The organism is Actinosynnema pretiosum, from assembly GCF_024171695.1.
Taxonomy (GTDB): domain Bacteria; phylum Actinomycetota; class Actinomycetes; order Mycobacteriales; family Pseudonocardiaceae; genus Actinosynnema; species Actinosynnema pretiosum.
Genome location: NZ_JAMTCF010000014.1, coordinates 221,752 through 235,740, shown reverse-complemented (window position 1 = coordinate 235,740; position 13,989 = coordinate 221,752). Strand labels below are relative to the sequence as shown.

The 13,989-nt window shown below is 69.9% G+C and carries 9 protein-coding genes; 1 reads left to right on the top strand and 8 read right to left on the bottom strand.

What is annotated here, in order from left to right; all coding sequences use genetic code 11:
• Nucleotides 1-207: 207 nt before the first annotated feature.
• From LV78_RS27675 to LV78_RS27660, 4 genes are all read right to left on the bottom strand, one after another.
• Complete coding sequence (locus tag LV78_RS27675) at nucleotides 208-1,311, bottom strand: hypothetical protein (RefSeq protein WP_253848579.1); 1,104 nt, start codon at nucleotides 1,309-1,311, stop codon at nucleotides 208-210.
• Between the two features lie 66 nt (nucleotides 1,312-1,377).
• The gene (gene mobF / locus LV78_RS27670; RefSeq protein WP_253848578.1) at nucleotides 1,378-6,258 is read right to left on the bottom strand and encodes a MobF family relaxase; all 4,881 of its coding nucleotides are present in this window, start codon (nucleotides 6,256-6,258) and stop codon (nucleotides 1,378-1,380) included.
• A 350-nt stretch (nucleotides 6,259-6,608) separates the two neighbouring features.
• Complete coding sequence (locus tag LV78_RS27665) at nucleotides 6,609-7,622, bottom strand: hypothetical protein (protein ID WP_253848577.1); 1,014 nt, start codon at nucleotides 7,620-7,622, stop codon at nucleotides 6,609-6,611.
• A 587-nt stretch (nucleotides 7,623-8,209) separates the two neighbouring features.
• A complete protein-coding gene (locus LV78_RS27660) occupies nucleotides 8,210-9,532 on the bottom strand; it encodes a hypothetical protein (RefSeq protein WP_253848576.1) in 1,323 nt (440 codons plus the stop codon).
• Between the two features lie 543 nt (nucleotides 9,533-10,075).
• Here LV78_RS27660 and LV78_RS27655 point away from each other — a divergent pair.
• Nucleotides 10,076-10,690, top strand: a complete 615-nt coding sequence (locus LV78_RS27655) for a hypothetical protein (RefSeq protein ID WP_253848575.1) — start codon at nucleotides 10,076-10,078, stop codon at nucleotides 10,688-10,690.
• Nucleotides 10,691-10,747: 57 nt separating this feature from the next.
• On the opposite strand, the gene LV78_RS27650 is transcribed toward LV78_RS27655, so the two are convergent.
• The 4 genes from LV78_RS27650 to LV78_RS27635 all read right to left on the bottom strand — a co-directional run bounded on the left by LV78_RS27650 (nucleotide 10,748) and on the right by LV78_RS27635 (nucleotide 13,686).
• On the bottom strand, nucleotides 10,748-11,206 hold the full coding sequence (locus tag LV78_RS27650) for a hypothetical protein (protein WP_253848574.1): 459 nt from the start codon (nucleotides 11,204-11,206) through the stop codon (nucleotides 10,748-10,750).
• 241 nt (nucleotides 11,207-11,447) lie between these two features.
• Nucleotides 11,448-11,876: a hypothetical protein gene (locus LV78_RS27645; protein WP_253848573.1), complete on the bottom strand. Its 429-nt coding sequence runs from the start codon at nucleotides 11,874-11,876 to the stop codon at nucleotides 11,448-11,450.
• Nucleotides 11,877-12,000: 124 nt separating this feature from the next.
• On the bottom strand, nucleotides 12,001-13,179 hold the full coding sequence (locus LV78_RS27640; protein WP_253848572.1) for a hypothetical protein: 1,179 nt from the start codon (nucleotides 13,177-13,179) through the stop codon (nucleotides 12,001-12,003).
• A 129-nt stretch (nucleotides 13,180-13,308) separates the two neighbouring features.
• Nucleotides 13,309-13,686, bottom strand: a complete 378-nt coding sequence (locus LV78_RS27635) for a hypothetical protein (RefSeq protein ID WP_253848571.1) — start codon at nucleotides 13,684-13,686, stop codon at nucleotides 13,309-13,311.
• Nucleotides 13,687-13,989: the final 303 nt, after the last annotated feature.

Genomic DNA, 13,989 nt, shown 5'->3' with positions numbered 1-13,989 from the left:
GACGACGGTCATAGGCGGTCGCCATGATCCGCTACCGCTCTGGCCTTCACCACCCGGCCAACTGGCCACGGGTGGCCAGCAACACGCGGTCCGGCTGCTGCTGCTCGAAGTTTGCGTCCCTACCCGACCAGATCGGCTGGTGCTGACTATGTGCTCGAGCCGCAACGGCGGAGGCATCACCAGTCCGATGGCTGCCGAATCGGGGCCTCAATCCGTCGAGCCGGTCGCATCTCCCGCGCAATCGTCGCGGTAGCTCTCTCGGGATACCTCCTCGTCGTGCAGAACGCGGACCCGACCAACGAGGAACGCGCCGGATCCGACGAGGTCGACGGCGTGGTTAGAAGTCAGGTGTACGCAGCCGCAACGGTCACCAGTCGCAGAGGCCTGCTCCTCGGCAAAATCGGCGATCTCGTCGGCCAGCTGCTCGGGCACCGACGTACTGTCCCAGTGGCGCGTGCACGGGCCGACTACGAGTTCGACATCACCGGCGCTCTGCGCGGCCTGAGCCCATCCGTCGGGCAGGTCCAACGCAGTCAGTATCAGATGGTGCCGAGCCCTGTCGTCGTTCCCTTCACGGTCGGTGCGAAGTGCGATCCACGACGGCCGCGCGCTGGCCTGATCGGTGACGACCCGCAACCACCAGTCAGTCTTAGCGTCATTGTCCAACTCGTGCACGTCGCCGATCCCTTGGCTGCCCAGGTACAACTCGAGCTCAGTCAGCCAAGCGAAGACGCCGCGGCCGTGGTCCTCGACGACGCGGACGGTGAGCAGCAGCATGGCGTGCTGGGCGCCATCCTCGGGGTCGACGTCGAGCAGGGCGTAGACGTTGAGTTCGAACCTGCCCATAAGGCCCTGCCTAACGCTCATGGGTAGGTCGAGGTACCGAGGGCCGACCGGGATGTCAGTGTCGTTCACCCAGATGACTGAGGACGGAGCGCAGGTCGCGTGATACTTCTTCGTGTCCAAGTGCCGGGTGACTGGCGCGAGATCCGGGTCGTAAGCGGTGACCATCGGCGAGATGCTGCACTCGGCTGTGCGGGCATCGCCCGGTTCACCGCACCGGTCGCACGTAAAGGTCGGGCCCTCGTTATCCAGCCAGGCGTATAGGTTGCGGTGGTCGCTGCGGCGGCTGTCACCGGACAGCCAGTTGCGTACGTCGTCGGTGAGCACCCACAGATGTTTCGACTGCCACGGCTCGACCGCACCGACCACCTGCCGCAGCGCGGCTGCGTACGACATGCCGGGGCGAGTGGACAGCGCGCGGGCTTGTGACTTGCGGGCATCGGGCTGCTCGCGGTTGGTAAAGGGCATGATGGAAGTCCTGTTCGGAATAGAACACGTTTCCCGGATCCGGCACTTCGGCTGACGCCGGAGTGATCAGTGGCCGAAGCCAGAGCTGAGGTCTGTGCTCTCCCCGATGTCCTCGGCGTCGTCGTAGCGGTGCAATTCCTCAGCTACCTCCGCCGCATGGGCGTCGGAACCGTAGTTCTCCGCCGATCCCACTGCGTCATCCTGGAGGCTCTCGGCGTGGTCGAGAACTTGGTCGCGTAGCGCGTCGATGCGCTCCTGGTTGGCCGAGAACTGGTCGTCGGGCGTGGTCATGATGGGCCTCCACTGGTCGGTGAGGTTCTTCCACGCGCGAGCGCGGGCGTCGTTGCCCCGAGGCTGCGCGCCCAAGGGAATGTCGGGACTGCGAGTAGTGACGCGGTAGGTCTCCCGGTAGGCGGCTGCTGCGGCGGCGAGGTCGTCCCAGCGGACCGCGGCGGCGGGGGCGTCGGGTCGGGGGCCGAGCCCTGCGGTCCAGCCCGGTTGGGTTACGGCGATCTCATCGCGCAGTCGGGACGCGCGGTCGGCGATCGCCTGGGCGAGCTGGTCGAGGTGCTGCGCGAGTTCAGGTTGGTCGGCCAGCGCGGCCGGGTTCGCGGCGTCCAACCAGGGCAGAGGGCCGCGGGGGCGCGCCGGTTCGCTGGGTGGGTCGGTGCGCTGGAGGCGCTGTTCGATGCGCCGGTAGAGCACGGCGGCGGGGTTGCGGGCACCGTCGATGCTGGCAAGGCTGTCAGAGTCGGGCACTACGTGCTCCACGGCCCAGCCCTGGTCGTAGGCGCGGTGCAGCAGCCGTCGCAGTGCCGGTTCGGCGTCGCCGTCCAGTACCGACGGGGCACGGGTGGTGAGCACCTGGGTGATGCGGTCGTCGAGGTGCTGTCCGTCCGCTGCCCGTGCGCCGCGTTCGTAGCGGCGCACGAGGTCGGACAGCCCTTCCTCCAAGGGCTCGGAGGCGGCCAACTCGTCGGCGGCGAGCGCCGCGAGCAGCTCGTCGAGGTCGATGGTGTCACGCAGCCGGTCCAGCGCGCTGGTCTGCACCACACCGGTCGCCGCCTGCGCGGTGTCGGCGGACTCGTCGGCGGTCGGCGGAGTCCACCGGGCGATGAGGTCGTGCCAGGCGCGGGCCCGCAAGCCGTCATCCTGGGGCTCCTCACCCAGCGGATGACGCGGGTCGTCGGTGGTGACGCCGTAGGTGTCGCGATAGGCCGCGCCGAGTCCGGCCAGTTCGTCCCAGCGGGCCGCGACCACGGGATCGTCGGGGCGGGGACCCAGCGCGCCGGTCCAGTCCGGTTCTTCGGCGGCGACGGTGGCGTGCAGCTGCCCGACGCGCGCGGCGATGGCGTCGTTGACGCGGTGCAGGTAGTCCAGCAGCTCGGGCTGCTCGACCAGCCGATGGTGGTCGAGGTGCGCCAGCCACGGCAGCGCGGGCTGCCACCCACCGCCCTGTTCGCGTTGTCTGCGTAGTGCGTCCTGGAGAGCGAACAGGGCGAAGCGCTGCTCCGGCATGGGGTCGTTGGTTGGTCGTGTGGCCAGTCCTCGGGCGATGTCGACGATCGCGGCATCGACGTCCAGACCCTCGGCGAGGGCCGCGGCTGCCACCTGCCACACCGGTTCCCAGGTGGTGTCCTCGACTGCGGCGGTGGGGTCGTGCCGCTCGACGAGGCCGCGCCACCGGTTGGTCGCGGCGAGCGTGGGCGCGGCTGTGCGGGCGGGTGGTGGCTCGTGCAGGACGCGCTGTTGGATGCGCCAGCGCAGCACCGCGGCCGGGCCCTCGACGGCGCGGTGGCCGTCACCGCCCTCGGACAGGCCGCCAGCCATCGCGGCCGACACCAGGTGGTCGGCCTGCCAGCCCAGGGCCTGGGCGGTGTGCAGGGTCTGCCGCAGCGCCGGCGCGGCCGGGTAATCCAGCAGTGCCGGGACGTACTCGGTGAGTACGGCATCGATGTGCTCTTCGGTGCCCAGCAGCGCGACGTAGTCGTGCCGGCCGACCAGGGTACGCAGCGATTCGGCCACCACCAGGGCGTTGCGCAGCTCTTCGTTGGCCGAGGTTTCCGCCGACGAGCGGGACAGGGCGGCCTCCAGTACGTCGCGTGCGCTTAGCTCGGGCGGGGTCTCCTGGTGGGAGTCGATGGTGTGTTGGTGGGTTTCGACGTAGATCCGGTTGTCGTCGACCGCGCGTGTGATCAGCGTGTAGAGCTGTTCGCGGGAGATGCCCTGGGTGGCGATCGCGTGCGCGGAGCCGGTGCTGGTCATGCCCTGGACGCGGTTAATGGTGGCCGCGTAGGCCAGTTCGACGTGCGCGGCGACATAGTCGGCTGGCACTACTACGGTGCCGTGGTTAGCCTGGTGGCGCAGTTTGAGCGCGCCGTCGCGGCGTACGGCCAGCACGTCCCAGGTGTCGCCGTTCTTGACGAAGTCGCGCCCGCCGAACAGCGTCTTGAGACGGTCGTTGTGGCGGGTGACGACCCAGTCGCCACGGCTGGCGGCGGTGCCGTCGTGCAGTTGCGCGGAGCGTCCTTCTTCGTCGACGTCGCCGCGGGCCAGGCGCAGCGCGCGCGCTTCGAGGTTGAGCGCGGTGACGTCGGAGTTGGTGGGCACGATCAGCAGCGACTGGCGCCCGGCGTCCAGGTCGGCACGCCAGGCGCGGTGGGCGGCGTCGCGGATGCTCTCGCGGCTGCCGCCCTCGACCCAGCCCTGCGCGAAGTAGAAGTCCAAACCCGCCGCAGAGCCCGCGTGCAGCGTGAGGGACGCGGAGCGCTGGTCGGGGTCGAGGAAGCGCACCACCTCCTTGAGCCGCACGGCGCCGTTGAGGTGTTCGAACCAGCGCACTGCGCCGCCAGCCTCGACCGCGGCGAGCTGCCGGTCGTCGCCGACCAGGCGCACGTCGGCGCCGCGGCGCAACGCGTAGGCGACCACCTCATGCAGTGTGTGGGTGCCAGCCATCGACACCTCGTCGATGATCAGCACGTCGCCGCGGCGGAACGGGAAGCCCTTCTCCGCCACACCCATCCGCTGTGCGGTGGTGACTTGGTGCAGGGTGTGCGGGCGCGCGTTGATCGCCTCGGCGAGCACCTGCGCGGCCCGCGCACTGGGCCCGAAGGCGAACACCCGGCCGCCTTCGGCGCGCACGGCGTCGGCGTAGACCTTCATCGTGGTGGTCTTGCCCGCGCCGGCCGGAGCGTAGAGCAGCTGCACGCGCCGGCCGGAGGTGGCGAAGGCACTGACGGCGGTGCGCTGGCCGTGGTTAAGTTTGCTGGCCTTGGCCAGCGCCTGGTCGACGGTGGCGGGTCGGAGTCGACGGCCGTCGGTGAGCCTGCCCCAGGCAGCCAGCGCGGACTCCTCGCGCAGGGTCCGCTTGGTGGTGAACCGGCGGCTGTTGTGTTCGACGAAGACGCTTTCGCCCGAGCGCCGCCGCAGCCCATCGGGTTCGTCGACCAGCGACGGCGCCTCCAGCGCGACGATGTCGTCCGAGCCGAGTACCGCCTGCACCACGTCGCCAATCAGCCGGTCGCGGCCGCCGTCGGCCACCCGCAGGTGTGCGCTCTGTCGGTGTGCTTCGGCCTCGATGTTCCAGGCGTTGAAGTGGCTGTAGTAGTCCGAGACGGTGGTCAACGTGGCCTGGGCCAGCGCGGCGACGTCGACCTCGGACAGCGGTTCGGGTTCGCCACCGAACACCCGCTGCCCGAGCTGCTCGACCACCTCGGAGCCGACCATCTCCTCGGCCTGGGCGCGCCAGCGGCGCAGGTGTTCGGCCAGTGACCGCGGGGTTTGCTTGGCGTCGCGGGTGCCGTACTGCGCCCGCCGGGAGACCTCCAGGACCTCCTTGGGCGTGGGCTCGCGACCGTGTGCACGGCGGAAGGCGGCGATGCGCCGGGCGCGATCCTGCTCGACCTGGGCGGTGCGTCGGGAGAACCCGGCCAGCAGTTCGTCGGGCACGCCGTCCAGTTCCCAGGTGGGGCGTTTGAGGTCGATGCCGCCAGCGGGCCGTTCGGTCCAGGCCGCGCCGTGTTCGCGGAACAGGTCGCGGATGCGGGAGTTGTAGTACTCGCTCATGGTCACCGAGGCGGCCAGGATGGTGCGGCCGTCCAGCGCGGTCCAGCGCCCGTCCGGGCCCTGCACCTTCGTGCTGATCGGCACGTGGGTGTGCAGGTGCGGGTCGCCCGCACGCGAATCCCAGTGCTCGAAGACGGCCGCGGTGATGCCGGTGACGTCGTGCTGGGTGTGGCCGCCGTCGCCGCGGCGGGTGAACGCGACGTTGTCCTCCAGGTAAGTCAGGGTGTCGAGCACAGCCCGGCGGTGCAGGCGCACCACCAGATCACGGTGGGTGTCATCGAGCGCGAACACCGTGCTGGCCGACTTCGGCGGCGCCAGCACCAATTCGTAGCCGCTGGTGGCCGACTTCATCGCCTTATGCTGCTCGGCCAGCCACCTGCCCAGGTCGGCGTCGGTGGGCTGGCGGCCGTCGTGGGCGTCGGCGTACGCGTTGGCTTGGACGTCGCGGCGGATGGCCGCACGGACCGTGTCGTCGATTGGGGTGTTGAGCGGGCGGTCGTGGTCGAGGTTGTACTGCTTGTATGCCTCGATGACCTGGCTGCGCACCCGGTCCGGGCCCTCGTACTGGTAGAAGCGGTGCCCGAGTTTGGTCGCGGTCACGGCCTCGGCCCGGGTGTGCCCGGCGGCGATCATCTTTGCCTGGATGCGGTCGGCGTCGGGATGACGGCCCTCGCCGAACAGCGCGTTCATCTGTGCCGCAGTGACCTCGCCGTGCATACCCAGCACGGCCGCGCTGCGGCCGAACCACTGGCCGGGTGGATAGCCGTGCGCCAGGTAGTAGTCCGACAGCGACTCGCCGGGGTCCAGGTCGCGGTCCGCGCAGGCCACCGACCCGGTCAGGTACTCGTACCCGCCGGGTGACAGCTTGCGCACGCCGATCACCGGATACCTACGTTCGCCCACATCAGTTGACGTCCATATTAGTTGACAAAACGTGGTCCCGTTACGTCCACTGAAACGATGCAGTACCTGCAAATGCGGCACATGCAAGAGGTGCTGTGTGTCGGTGGGCGCAGGAGTGCAGTAAGGAGCGGCAGGGTGAGCAGGCCGGAAGGCGAGCGAAGGCTGGCAGGTGCGGGCGGGTCGGGGCGGCTGGGACAGGCGGCCGTGGCGGGATGGTAGGCGGCGGGTCCGTGCGCTGGCTGGGCGTGCGGAAAAGCCCCCCGGCGACAGCCGGGGGGGCTTGAACGGAATGGGGCGGGGTCCGACCCGGCGGGCCGGACCCCGCGCGGTCAGGCGACGGGAACGGTGGTCACAGCCTGCTCGCTGTCGGCGCGACACTCGGCGCACATGCCGTCGTCAACGGCCACGCCGCGCAGATCACGAGCGGTGCGCTCGTCCGGGCAGGTCGCGCACGTGCCCAACTCGGCGGGAACCTCGGCGGGTTCCTGGACCGGAAGGTTCGCGGTCACGAAATCCGCGATGACGGCACGGACTGCGGGCGCGGTGGCCTGCCGCCACTCCGCGCGCAGGACCACCCGCGCGGCGGCGGCGTCCGACTGGGCCAGGATGAACGCGCACCGCGCGGTGACAGCGTCAGCGGGGTTGTGCCAGGGAGGAAGGGCGGGGATGCCAGGACGGCCGGACTCCCGGCACTCGGCACACAGTCCATCGTCGCCGTGTCCGGCGGCCATGCGGTCGTGGTCCAGGTCGTAGCGGCCTCGGCTGATCGAGCACGAGAGGCACCGGAAGGCAACATCGGTGCCGTAGAGGGCGGCGCGGTCGTAGTCGAATCCGGAGGCGTAGACCTGTTCGGCCTGGGCGCGCTCGTCACGGTCGGGGATCTGGTCTCCCTCGGCCACTGCGGCGCGCTCGCGCTGGTAGTTGGCGAATGCGGCGGCGTCGTCCTGTTCCTGACGGCTCCGGCGGCGGCGGCGCAGCTCGGCGCGCTGGTCCGTCTTGACGGTGCCTGGGGCCTGGTACCGGTTGCGGCGGTTCCACCGGGGCGCGCGGTCGGTGTCGGCCTGCGGGCGGTGACGCTGTTCGCCGTTCTTTGGCGCGCACGCGGCGATGATCGCCCGGTCGGCCTCGGTGGGGGCGGTGGCCCACCAGTGCCGCAGGATGTCAACGGCGGTGTTCGGGCGGTTCTCCAGCAGCTTGGCGATCCGGTCGATCAGCCACAACTCGCGGGTGTCCGCGACGTTGATCAGCTTCCGGCCCAGCTTCTTGGCGGCGGGAATGTCACCAGCCTGCACAAGAGCGGTCAACTCGGCAATGACCTCGGGAGTAGAGGCGACAGCAGACATGTAATGAACCCCACAACTGATTTTTTCGCTTTTACCGGGCTTGGCCTTCCCGGTTTGCCTTACTTATCTAGTCTATCAGTGAAAACCGGCATTTTGCAAGCTTTGGACCGCTTCTAAGTCATTTTTATCTGTAACTTTCAGATCTCGCCTTGGTTCGCTTACCGGGGGTTTTGCTGCCGCTGATACAGAAGTGCACAACGGAAACCCATTCGTGCTTAACTCTCTGCCGCCCTTTCCTCCCCGTTTCCCCCGCCCCTGCCAATCCTTGTGTCGGGGCAGACGGGTCAAGGGTTCTCCGGAAAAATTTTGGCGGAGCTTGCGGAGTCAAAAATTTTCCGGAGGTTCCTTGAGGCGGCTGCCCCGACATAAGATGATCGAGGTCAGGGGGGCTCTGGTGACCACCCAGCGCACCCAGAGTAGGGCGCTGGGCGGCGGCCGGGATGGGAATGGCCGCGAGCTGCCCGCCGGTCGGGAACGCGGGCCGTAGGCACGCCCACTGGCCCGCTCGCTCAGGGCAGGCAGGGCATACCTGCCGCCAGAGGACGCCGCCGTCCGGAGTGGGGTACCGGGCGGCGACGGCGCAAGGCTTAGGACGACCTTGCCGGGCTCGCGGCGGGCAGGGTGAGAGTGTCGCGGTCCGGACCTTCGTCGACCCGACAGACCGGGGCATGGGGACGGGTGCGGTCGCCGACGGGGTGCGCCGGGCACCACATGCCGACCGGTCCCAGGCCGGAGGACTCAGCGGCCAGTTCATGAACGTAGGGCACGAAGTCGTGCCGACCCACTGGGCCGCAGCTCATCGGCGCGCTGCACCGACGGCAGGCGGCCGACCAACTCACCTCGTGATCGATGATGGGCAGCGTGCCTTCGATCAGGACCGGTTCGTGCAGCGCGACCTGGCCTGCTTCGACCGGCCTGGCCATGCCGCCGCCAACATAACCGGACTCGACGTAGACGCGTTCGCCGGGCGGGCGCGTCTCGACGTCGGCGCGAACCTGCACGCCGAGCAGGGAGCCGTACACGCCGTCGAAGCTGGGGCTGACGGCGCCCCGGAGGCTGCCGGGCTTGTGGTACTCGTAGTGAAGATCACCGCCGTAGTGCGACCGTTCGAAGCGGGCCAGGGCTAGCAGGCGGGTGCCGCCGTACCAACCGGGCACCCACTGGCTGTCCGTGCCGGTATTCAGTGCTGCGGCCAGGCCGGGGTGTCGGGATGCGGCGCCGGTAACGGTGAACCCGAGTTCGGTCAGGGTCTCCAATGCCTGACGGGGAGGGAGGAAACGCCAGCCACCGCCCGTGGTCGGCCGGCGCAGCGCGCCCTCCCACAACGCCGCGAGAGCGGGCAGGCCCTGCACCGTGGTGGCTTTCAGCCGGCCGGGGGCGAGGTGGGGCTGGTAGTGGTGCGTGGTCGGGCCGATCAAGGGGCTGCCGTCGAGGTCGGCGAGCAGGAACGACAGCGATAGCCGCCCGGACCGCTCGACCTGCACCACGTGCAGCGGCGGATCCAGCGTCGGCAGGGTGCTGCATTGGGCCAGGTTGTGCTCGACGACCCGCACCCGGTCGTAATCGGCATCGGCTGCTGCCCAGTCGACGGCGGCGGCGGCGGTGAAGTCAACCCGGTCGCCGCGGATCGGCGCGGAGTGCAGCACGCCGCCCACGCGGTAGTAGATGCCGCCCAGGTCGGGGCGCACGACCAGCGGATCACCGTAGGCCGGCCCGGCTCCAGCGTCGGCAGCCTGTGGTCGGGACACCGCGACCTGATGGGAAGCGGAGGCGTAGTCGAGCACCCCTGTTGAGGCGAACCACGGCACGGTGAGTGGTCCGTGGTCGGCTTGGTGCCAGGTAAGTGTGAACATGTCCGGGGCGATGACGATCGACGCGGAACCCGCGGTGGAAATGGATCGGGACTCCATGTCCGGAGACCTCCTGGCGGCGTCGCGGCCGGCCCGGCGGGCCGACGCCCCCAGGACGTGGGGGCGGAGTGCGATCCGCCGCACCTGGGGCGGGGTGTCCAGCGCGGTCTGCTGGACACCCCGCCCCAGGTGCGGCATGCTTCCGGCGTCCCCAGGGCTGGCGACGGTGCGCCTCGCGTGCCCCTGGGGCACCGTGCGGGACGCTGCCGTCGCCGCAGCGACGCGACTACACTGAAGACGTCGGTCGGGTCACTGAACCCCTCGCGCCGACACTGCCGATCGCAGTCTTGGCCGATCTGCCTCCGGGCGGTGAGCCCTTCGGGGCTTGTGCGAGCGGCACCAAGGCGTGTCCCGTCTTCGGGCGGGACACGCCTTTCCTTTTGTCCGGGCACCTGCCCCCGCCGGCATGAACGGCAACTCCTCCGGACCGTAACTCCGTCAAGCACTGGATACGAGTCCATCCGACGTCCATATGAGTTGGCTCTGCGGGGTACCGTGGCGAGCGAAGCGGAATCGGAGTACAGGTCATGGGGAGGTCGAGAGATGGCCGAGTCGACGAAGTCCGGGCGCGGCCGTACGCGCCGGTCAACCAGGGTCAGCCGCCAGCTTGAGCTGGCGCGGCAGCGCAATGCTGCGCAGTTGGCACGGCAACGGGAGCAGGAACAGGCTGTCGAGCAGTCACTGCAGGTGTTCTTCGACGCGGCTGATCAGCAAGTCGCGGCGGAGGAAGACTGCCGGCAGCGGATCGAGCCGCACGAACGTGCCATCGCGCAGTTGCGTGAGCAGCGCGACCGGGTGTTGGCGCAGCAGGAGAGGAACCAGGCATTGGCCGCACTGGCCATCCATGAGGCGGACCGGACGGTGGAGCAGGTCGCCGAGCTGTTGGGACTCGGTGAGAAGGCCGCCCGGCGGCTGATCGCGGTGGGACGTGCGGCCCTGGCAGAGGACGCAGCCGCCGAACAGGCGGCGGACGGCACGCAGCCGTCGGGGCTTGCATCGGGTGAAGTGGCACAGGGGCGGCGGGCGTCCGCCAGGCACGACGCTCCCGTGATCGCACGGCCGACGGCGCCCGACGGTCCGGTGGGCGGCGCGCAGACCTGGCCTGGCGAACCGACTGGTGGCCTGGGCGGGTCGGAGGCCGCCACGATCGGTGCATAGAACGGGCGGTGGGGGCGGACCGAATCGGTCCGCCCCCACCGCCCGTTCAGGTGGAATTCAGTGCTTTCGGGACAGCGACCGCTGCTGCTGGGGCTCGGTGTACATCCGAGGCCGTGCCCTGGACGTGGAATGCGTGGCACGGAACCAGCGCGCCCACGGTACCGCCGTGGCCACTGCGCCGATCAGCATCAGCAGCAGGGCGACATTGAACAGAGCACCCGGCTGGCCGACGGCGACCGTCAGCGGCGCGAGGACGGCACCGGCCGCAGCGCCGAGGAGTACCCGATGACCGGTTACCCTGGGCAGCAGCCAGAACCGGGTCAGCCGGGCGACGCCAGCGGTGAGCAGTGCCCCGAATACGGCCAGGACCGGCAGTGCCGTCACCCACGTGCCAGCGGGCGAGAACACCCGGCCGGTCAGCACGACGATCAGGCCCGCCGCAGCGGCGCCGACATAGGCGCCCACACCGGCCGCGCCGATCAGGCGCAGGAAGACGACGAACGTGGTGACCCTCATGTCGTCCGAGGGTAGGGCACCCGCACGGCGTGGTCTTCCGACATTGTCGGTCCGGGTCCGCCGCGCAGGCCGTGGCGTGCCGGTGGCACCGGCCAGCCCTGGCCGGTGCCCGACCGGGCTGGAACGAAGTGCGGTCACTGCGGTGCCTGCCCGGTACGGCCGGGGTCCGCGCCACAGGCGGAGCGGTGTGACCTCGACGGTGTTCGGCGGGACCGGACCGCACCGATGACGCCGGACGTGCTCACCGGGCCTGCTCGGCTACGGCGCGAGCACGGGTGGCCTGCTTGCGCAGCTCCTGCGCGGCGGCACGCGGACTGCGCAGGGCGTACCGGAACCAGGCGACCTGTCGCGCCCACTCCTCGATGCACAGTGAGCACCGTTCCAGGCTCGGCGGGTGTCCGGTGGTGTGCCAGTACGAGTAGACGCGACGACCACCGCACGCCTCGCAGTGGGCCCGCCAGTACTTGCAGACCGGGGTTTCGGTGAACCAGCCCTGACTGTCGCACGACGGGCACAGGCACTGGCCCACGCCGACCGCCGCCACGGGCGGAGTGCTCGGCAGCGCGATGCAATCCGGGCCGTCGCCGAAGAACATCTCGTAGCGCAGGCCGCCGAAGTCGACGGCGTGGTCGAAGGCGTCGGCGCCGGGAGCGTAGGTGCCGATGGGCATGCTCGGAGACCCTCCTACAGAAGTGATGGTGAAGGTGGCCGGGGCGGTACCGGTGCTGTATGGGAGACCTGCGGATACCGGCCGCGATGCCGGGCAGTAACCACGTACCTGGCACCGCGCGAGGTCAACGGCCGATCTCGGTCCGGTGCCAGGCGGTTGCGCCAGCGCAGTCGAAGCTGTAGCCGATCTTGTGCGCGGTTCCGCGGTCGCAGTAGCCAACCGGACAGTCGAGGTGAGGGCAGTCGGCGAAGTCGCCGTGCTCGCAGCAGCCGCAGACGAAGGCGTACAGACCTCGAACGTCACGCACCAGCACCACCTGGCAGCCCGTGTCGGGCAGTTCGTATATCGCGAGCACGTCGTAGTCGCCCGGCAGGTGCACCGGGCGTCCGACGAGACTGGAGCCGATACCGGCGATCTCGTCGGAGGACAGCCGACTCGTCAGCTCCTCCTGGCCCTCTTCGTCGGGAACGGCTGGCGGCACCAGAGCGAGCAGTCCGGTGCCGCCAGCCCACCCCAGCAGGAACGCCTCGGCTAGGCCGCGCGAGTCGAACGGGCCGGACCATTGGCGCGGCGCGTCGGCGGCAGTGGCCAGCAGCGCGCTGGTTGCCTCGTCAACATCGACCCCGCCGGGGCGGGGGCCGGCGACCGGGTCGAGGCCCGGATCGCGGGGCGCGGCGTGGAAGCGGCCGCCGTCGGTCACAGTCAGGAATCCGAGCAGGGTGTGGCCGCCGTTGTAGGACACCGCCTCGAGCACCGTGTCGCCGAACCTGCCGAGGACGACGTGGTCGAGCAAGGCCAGGCCAGTGGGCACGCAGTGCTCGGCAGGCGACATCGACGCCGGGTAGCGGGGCAGATCGCCGTCGACGCAGGTCGAGGTCGCGGCTGACGGCATCACCTGCCGGTGCGGCGGCGACGGGGTGGCGGCGGAGTCGACGTAAAGGCGTGGCCGGGGGCGGGGCGCGGGCGGCAGCGGCGCACGGTAGGTGGCGTTGTCATGGCGCGTCCAGCGCAGTTCACCGGCCGTCTCGTGGGTGGCGTGCGGAGTGGCCGCAGTCAGGCGAGGCGTGACGGGATCCATGTCGGCGGACCAGTCGTCCCAGTCCTGGTGGTGCCACAGCTCGGTGCCGTTCCCGTCCTCGTCGGTGCCGAGCACGGCGATCAACTCGGTCCGGCGGCCGGTGAGCTGCACCAGGATGGCGGTGGCGTTCCGGTGCCGCCACCGCAGCAGCTGCGCGACCCGGCCCATGGTGTGGCGGAACCTGAGGATATCGATGATGCGGTTGTCCGTTGTGGCTTGGCTCATCCAGTGTTCTCCCAGGAAGGCAACTGGTTCTTTTCGAGGTCGAGCGGGACGCCGCGCACGCGTCCACTAGGACGGCGCCAGGCTGAGGCGGCAGGTCGGCGGCCGCGTCGGTGGAGGGCGCCCGGCCGGTCAGAGCGGTCGCCCGTCCCAGCCGACCAGCTCGCCGTCCCAGCCGATGCGGGGCATGACGGCCAACCAGTCCTGCTCGCGCTGTTCGTCCTCGGTCAGCTCGTCGTAGTCCGGCTCGTCATCGAAGCCGTCCTCCGGATGTGGCGACGCAGGAGTCGTGTCGAAACTGTGCTCGATGCGGGCACGTAGGGCGTTGGCCAAGCCTGTCGCGAGGTCATGGTCGACCAGAACGTTGATCCGGCCGACCAAGTCGTCCCCGAGTTGGTGCAACAGGTAGGTGCAGGCATCCGGGTCGACCTCGTGCACTGCCAGCACGGTGTCATGCATCAGCTTGGCTGCGCGGTCGCTGGCAGAGAGCCGGGTGTTCGGCTGGCTCATCTCGTCTTCTCCCTGACGATCTTCGTGTCGGTCCGGGGTCGGCGCTTCGATGCGTCGTCCCGCTGATCCGGTTGGCGGGTGACAACGGGCAAGGGTCCTCGGCCGGGCACGGCCACCGGTGAAGTGGGCGTGCCCAGCCGAGGGGTGAGCGGGCAGCAGCGTCGTGCGGGGGTGACGCGCGCCTCGGCTCTGCGGGAAAGCGCAAGCTGTTCGGTGGGGTGCGGAGAGCGAAGTGCCCGCAGGACCGGCGGAGCCGCGACACTCCGCGTCTGGGAGGGCTCTCACCATCTGACCGGACGCGAT

Bases quoted from the DNA above. Each gene is read 5' to 3' on its own strand.
- LV78_RS27675 (WP_253848579.1), bottom strand. From the start codon at position 1,311: ATGCCCTTTACCAACCGCGAGCAGCCCGATGCCCGCAAGTCACAAGCC.
- LV78_RS27665 (WP_253848577.1), bottom strand. From the start codon at position 7,622: ATGTCTGCTGTCGCCTCTACTCCCGAGGTCATTGCCGAGTTGACCGCT.
- LV78_RS27660 (WP_253848576.1), bottom strand. From the start codon at position 9,532: ATGGAGTCCCGATCCATTTCCACCGCGGGTTCCGCGTCGATCGTCATC.
- LV78_RS27655 (WP_253848575.1), top strand. From the start codon at position 10,076: ATGGCCGAGTCGACGAAGTCCGGGCGCGGCCGTACGCGCCGGTCAACC.
- LV78_RS27650 (WP_253848574.1), bottom strand. From the start codon at position 11,206: ATGAGGGTCACCACGTTCGTCGTCTTCCTGCGCCTGATCGGCGCGGCC.
- LV78_RS27645 (WP_253848573.1), bottom strand. From the start codon at position 11,876: ATGCCCATCGGCACCTACGCTCCCGGCGCCGACGCCTTCGACCACGCC.
- LV78_RS27640 (WP_253848572.1), bottom strand. From the start codon at position 13,179: ATGAGCCAAGCCACAACGGACAACCGCATCATCGATATCCTCAGGTTC.
- LV78_RS27635 (WP_253848571.1), bottom strand. From the start codon at position 13,686: ATGAGCCAGCCGAACACCCGGCTCTCTGCCAGCGACCGCGCAGCCAAG.